This is a genomic window from Tenacibaculum sp. ZH5_bin.1, from assembly GCF_042865525.1.
Lineage (GTDB): Bacteria > Bacteroidota > Bacteroidia > Flavobacteriales > Flavobacteriaceae > Polaribacter > Polaribacter mesophilus.
In genome coordinates, this window is the sequence record NZ_JBEGIO010000001.1 from 1,728,372 (window position 1) to 1,734,916 (window position 6,545).

2 protein-coding genes are annotated in these 6,545 nt (G+C 35.2%); one reads left to right on the forward strand and one right to left on the reverse strand.

Going from position 1 to position 6,545, the window contains the following annotated elements:
• Positions 1 to 13: 13 nt before the first annotated feature.
• Positions 14 to 2,842, reverse strand: coding sequence for a pitrilysin family protein (locus ABHQ57_RS08045; RefSeq protein WP_167713562.1), 2,829 nt, complete (start codon positions 2,840 to 2,842; stop codon positions 14 to 16).
• 407 nt (positions 2,843 to 3,249) lie between these two features.
• Between ABHQ57_RS08045 and ABHQ57_RS08050 the strand changes: the two genes are divergently transcribed.
• Positions 3,250 to 6,545 (forward strand): choice-of-anchor L domain-containing protein (locus ABHQ57_RS08050; protein WP_389863156.1); only part of this gene is annotated, 3,296 nt, incomplete at its 3' end.

Genomic DNA, 6,545 nt, shown 5'->3' on the forward strand with positions numbered 1-6,545 from the left:
AATTTATTTAAAATTATTTTTCAGGGTTTAAAACACCTAAAATATATCCGTTAGTTAGATATTTCTTAGCTACTTTCTGAATATCTTTTATAGTTAAAGAATTTACTCTGTCTTCAAAAGAAGCTATGTCTGAGACATCGTTGTTTTGATAGTCTACATTTTTAATAGTGTTTAACCAAAAACGATTCTTTTTAAGGTCTTCTTTGTAGTCAGCAATCATTCCTTTTTGAGCTTTCATTAAGTCTTCTTTAGTAGGTCCATTTTTAACAACAGAAGCAACTTCAGCTACAGAAATGTTTTTTAGTTTTTCAACATTTTCCGGAGCACAAGGGTATGAAATGGTAAAGTTATACCATCCGTAAGGCATTTTAGATATATTACCACGAGTTCTTGAAGAGTATACACCACCTTCTTGTTCACGTAATTTTTCAGTTAATTTAATTCCAACAACTTCACCTAATATTTTAAAAGCTAAAGCATCTTTTTTGTTGTATTTAGCTTTTCCTTGATAGGTAATACGAACATTACTTTTAGGATCTTTACCTTTAGTAACTGTTTTAGAATGAGAACCAGATAAAGGTCTGAAATCTGAAACCTTATATGTTTCATTAGAGCTTTTTCCTGGTAAACCTGCAATATATTTAGTTGCGTATTCAGCAAGTTTCTTTTCGTCAACATTACCAACAAAATAGAAGTTGAAATCACCAGCATTAGCAAAACGCTCTTGATACTTTTTATATGCTAAGTTGTAATCAGCTTTTTCATATTTTTCAGGAGAAGGAAAACCTGTATAACGAGGATCTTCTCCGTAAACAAATTCACTCATTTCTTTTTGGAAAAAGAAATTAGGACTAGCTAGTAGATTTCCTAAGAAGCTTTTTTGCTTATTTACATAAGAGTTAAACGCTTTTTCATCTTTATTTAAAGAGGTAAAATATAAATGTACCATTTGGAACAGTTCTTCTAAGTCTTTAGGAGTAGTAGAGCCTCTAAATCCTTCACTTATGCGGCTGATGAATGGAGAAACACGAACAATTTTACCTGACATCATTTTAGATAAATCTGTTTTAGAAAAACCATTAATTCCTGCTTCAGCAAGCCCTCTGTTAGCAAAAGACGTGGCTTTTAATTCCTCGTCAGAGTATAAAGAAGTTCCTCCGAAACTAAATGCTTCAAATAATACTTCATCATTTTTAAAATCGGTTTTTTTGTAGGTAACTTTTGCTCCGTTACTTAAGGTCATCGTTTTTGTGCCTAAATCTTTATTTTCAGTAACGTTTACTATAGATCCAGGTGTTGGTTGTTTTGTTATTAATGAAGCTGCAACAGCTTTGTCTTCATAAGGTTTTAATTCTTTTGTTTTAACATTATTTAAAGCATCAGTAACTTGTTTTTCGGTAACAACCTTTTTAGGTCCAGTAATAACTACAACTCTATTATCATCATGTAAGTAACTTTCAATAAGTTTGTTTACTTCTTCTAATTTTACTGAAGGCAATAGCATTTGATGAGCTTTGTACTCCCATTCAATACTTGGAATAGGTTCTTGCTCTAAGAAGTTGTTCACATATTCACCAACAATTCTTCCAGACTCTCTTTTGTCTTTGTCTTTAAATGCTTTTTCCATACGAGCGTTAATATTCATTTTTGCTCGGTCTAATTCACCTTGTTGGAAACCGTATCTTTTAACACGCTCGCTTTCATCTAATAAAGCTTGTAAGCCTTTTAATTGTCCATCAGCACTTACACCAGCTCTTGATTGGTACGCTTCTTTATCGCGTGCCCATGTTCCACCATGGTAGCTAAACCCATACACAAAAGGTGGGTTTTCACTATTACGTAGCTCATCTAAGCGATTGTTAATCATCTGAGCAAATAATGATTTTATAATTGAATTTCTGTAATCAGTAACGGTAACATCTGGTGTAGCTTCACCATAATCTTTATACATTAATTGCACACTAGAAAAAGGCGCTTCCTTATCTGCTTCAATAGCAATAAACGTTTCTTTGTGATTTTTTAATGGAGCAACTTCTCTTTTACGAGGGTTTTTAACAGTAGGAATCTTATTAAAGTGTGATTTTATTTTTTCTTCTAACACATCAACACTAACGTCACCCACAGCTACTACAGCCATTAAATCTGGACGATACCAGTCTTTATGAAAACGACGAATACTTTCGTGTTTAAAGTTTTCTAAATTTTCTTTAGTACCAATAGGTAATCTTTCAGCATATTTAGAACCATGCATTACTTTTGGTAAGTATTTTTCTAACATGCGGCTATCAGCTCCTCTACGAGAACGATATTCTTCTAAAACAACACCACGCTCTTCATCAATGTCTTTTCCTTCTAACAAAGCACCATGTGCCCAGTCTTCAAGAATTTGAAACCCTTTTTCAAGTTTTTCTTTATTATCACTAGGAATAGGTAAGATGTATACAGTTTCATCAAAACCAGTATAAGCATTCAAGTGGGCACCAAATTTAACTCCGATAGATTGTAGATAATCTACTAGTTCGTTCTTTTTAAAATTTTTGGTACCATTAAAGTTCATGTGTTCCATGAAGTGAGCTAAACCTAATTGATCATCATCTTCTAAAATTGAACCTGCATTTACAACTAATCTTAATTCTACTTTGTTAGCTGGTTTTGGGTTTTGTTTGATGTAGTAGGTCATCCCATTTGATAGTTTACCTATCTTAACTGAAGGATCGGTTGGGATTTTCATAGTACTTACTTTTCCTTTTTTTGATAGCTTTTGTTGTGTTTCTTTTAAAGCTTGGCTATACCCTGTAGATATAAAGAAGGCCAGAGATAGTCCTAATAATGTTTTTTTCATAGTATATGAATTTTAATTTGTAGGCAATTTACGGTGAATTATTAATAAACTAAAGAATTAGTTTTAAAAACTATTGATTATATTGCTATATTGATAATGAATACTAAAAATCTTATTTTTAAAGTTTGTTAATAGATTTATGTGATCAAAAACAAATAAGCTATTTTTTATTATTATAATGTGACTTAAATTGTTAATTTTACGTCTAATGTTTTAGTGAGAGTAAAAAAAAGTTTACTTTTGCGTATTCAAAAATTTGAAGCCCCCCACGAGAAATAAGTTGTATAAGAGCAACTTAATGTTTTTGTGTGGGGCTTTTTTGTATCCCACTGTATTGTTTATTAAGAATAAAAGTCTTGAAGAATTTCAAGGAATAAAATTGTATATATAAAATAAAATGTATTAATATGGGGGAGAGTTACATTTCAAATAACTTTATAACAAGAAAAGATATTAAATTCTTTTTAACCTTAATTTTTCTAAGTGTAATAGTGCACGTAAGGGCTCAAGTAGCAGTTACGCCTAATCCTACAGCTTTAGAAATAGCAACAGAGTTACAGTCTGCAGGAGTAGTAATAACAAACCCTGTTATCACTAGAGGTGCAACAAATCAAATAGCTCTTTTTACAAATGGAGATGGAGGAGCTAACTTAGAACTTGATAGAGGTATAGCTTTTACAACATCTAATGTTAATCAGGTTTTTGTTACAAATAATGAAACAGGGTTGTCTGTAAATGCTTCTGGAACAGACCATATAGATGCTGATTTAACAGCTATAGATTCTCAAGCAACTAGAGATGTAGTTGTTTTTGAATTTGATTTTAGAGCATTGCCAAATTATACAGGAGTTCTTTTAGAGTATCAATTTGGTTCAGAAGAATACCCAGATTATGTAGGGTCTCCTTTTAATGATGTTTTTGGTTTTTTCGTGACAGATCCATTTGGATTAGATCCAACAATACCAAATATGGCACCAGGTGCAAACTTAGCACAGGTACCCGGTACTACAAATCCAGTAGCAATTAATAACATAAATGCAGGTTTTAGAGGGTATTCAGGAGGTGGAGCAAACTATCCAGGTATTACTCCTGATTTGTCGCAAGGTGCATTATATATTAATAATGGACATGTTTTAGATAATGATGCTGACCCAAATAATGCTGGTCCTTTAAACAACAATCCTGGAGCCACTCCTATTGGTGTAGAGTTTAATGGTATTACTAGAAAACTAACAGCAAATATAAATTTGACACCAGGTATAACATACCATATGAAAATAGCTATTGCAGATGTGACCGATTCAAGTTTTGACTCAGGAGTATTTATTACAAGAGTTGGAGGTGTACCTATTATAGTTGCAGAAGATGATTTTGGAGAAATAGTAAGTACAAATGGGGGAGTAGCTGTAGCAAATGTGTTAACAAATGATACCGTAGCAGGTATAACTAATCCATCAGCATCAGGAGTAGAACTATCAGAAGTTAGTTCTGAAAACCCAGGAATAACATTAAACACAAATACAGGAGAAGTTTCTGTAGCACCTGGTGTGCCAGCTGGTGTATATGAATTAGTATATAGTTTATGTCAACCTTCAACAAATTGTGATACAGCTATAGTAACAGTAACAGTTTTAGCAGATAGTGATGGAGATAATGTTGCAGATAGAGATGATTTGGATGATGATAATGATGGTATTTTAGATACGGAGGAAAATAATTGTACAGGAACTATCAGTTATGAGTTTTATAATTCCTATCCATTATCAAATACAGTAGACGATATACCAACTACAGGGGCTTTAGCAACAGGAACAAGTACTAATTTTAATGTAGATCAACTGTGGGCGCTACATACCCCAGGGGATCATGAAACATTTAGTGTTAGATACAAAGGGTTGTTAAGAATAGATACAGATGGGGCTTATACGTTCTATACAACATCTGATGATGGGTCTAAACTGTTTATAAATGGTATAGAAGTCGTTGACAACGACGGACCACATGCAAGTCAAACACGAAGTGGTCAAATAACTCTTAAATCAGGAGTCCATGAACTCGAAGTGTTATTTTATGAAAGAACAGGAGCAGAAAATTTATCTGTAGAATATGAAGGCCCATCCATATCAAGAAGAAACTTACCATTCTCTAGATTAAGCTGTCTGTTAGATTCCGACAATGATGGAATTCCGAATCATTTAGATTTAGATAGTGATAATGATGGGTGCTTTGACGCAGTAGAAGCAAGTGAAAATGTTTCTTCTGGTCAGTTAGACGGAAATGGAAGAATAGATATAGCAGCTCAAGGAAGTATCGATAGCAATGGAGTTCCTAACCTTGTAAATGCTTCTGGAGCAGCAGATATAGGAGGTGATCAAGGACAAGAGACCACAGGTAATGAAATAGTTGCTACTCAAATACAAATGGACACACAACCAAGTGATAGTACTATATGTTTAGGGAGCAATGTTACTTTTACAGCCGCAGCAAGCTCTTTAAGTACAACTACTTATACAGGAACCGCCCCAGGAACAAATCCGGATTACAGTGGTAGCACAAGTACTACAACAGGGTTAGTATATCAATGGCAAGAACAAATTGCTGGTGCTGGAGCTTGGAATAATATTTCTAATGGAGGAATATATAGCAATGCAACTACCCCTGCATTAACCTTAACCAATCCACCAATAACAGTTTCCACTAATAAATACAGGTTAATAGTAACAAGCACACTTAATACCTGTCAGTCTTTAACTTCTGACGAAGTATCTCTTACAATTATCCCTACTTCGGTGGGAGGAAGCATTACGGGAAGTACCAATGTGTGTACCGGAACCAATTCAACAACATTGACCCTAAGTGGACAGACAGGAAATATCATCCGTTGGGAAAGTTCTACCGATAACTTTACCACTGATACCGATATCGCCAATACCACCACGACTTTAACAGCAACCAACCTTACCACCACCACGCAATACCGTGCTATCGTACAAAGTGGTGCCTGTACTGAAGCTACTTCTGCTACAGCAACCATTACTGTAGATCCGACTTCGGTAGGAGGAAGCATTGCGGGAAGTACCAATGTGTGTACCGGAACCAATTCAACAACATTGACCCTAAGTGGACAGACAGGAAATATCATCCGTTGGGAAAGTTCTACCGATAACTTTACCACTGATACCGATATCGCCAATACCACTACGACCTTAACAGCAACCAACCTTACCACCACCACGCAATACCGTGCAATCGTACAAAGTGATGCCTGTACAGAAGCAACTTCTGCTACAGCAACCATTACCGTAGGAGGAGTAGTTAGCTTAACTATAAATGATATTACTGCAGACAACATTGTCAATGCCTCAGAAGCAGGAAGCACTATTGCAGTAACCGGAACCGTAGGCGGAGATTTCAATACAGGAGACACCGTAACCCTAACAATCAACGGAAATAGCTATACCGGAACGGTAGATGGTAGTGGAAACTACAGCATCAATGTTCCAGGATCAGACTTAGCAGCCGATGCAGACACGACAGTAGAGGCTAGTTTCCTTTCATATGCAACTTGCTCCACCAACACGACCCATGCTTATAATGTAGACACGACTGCCCCAGTTCCTACCATAAGTGTAGACAACATTACGGCAGACAACATTGTCAATGCCTCAGAAGCAGGAAGCACTATTGCAGTAACCGGAACCGT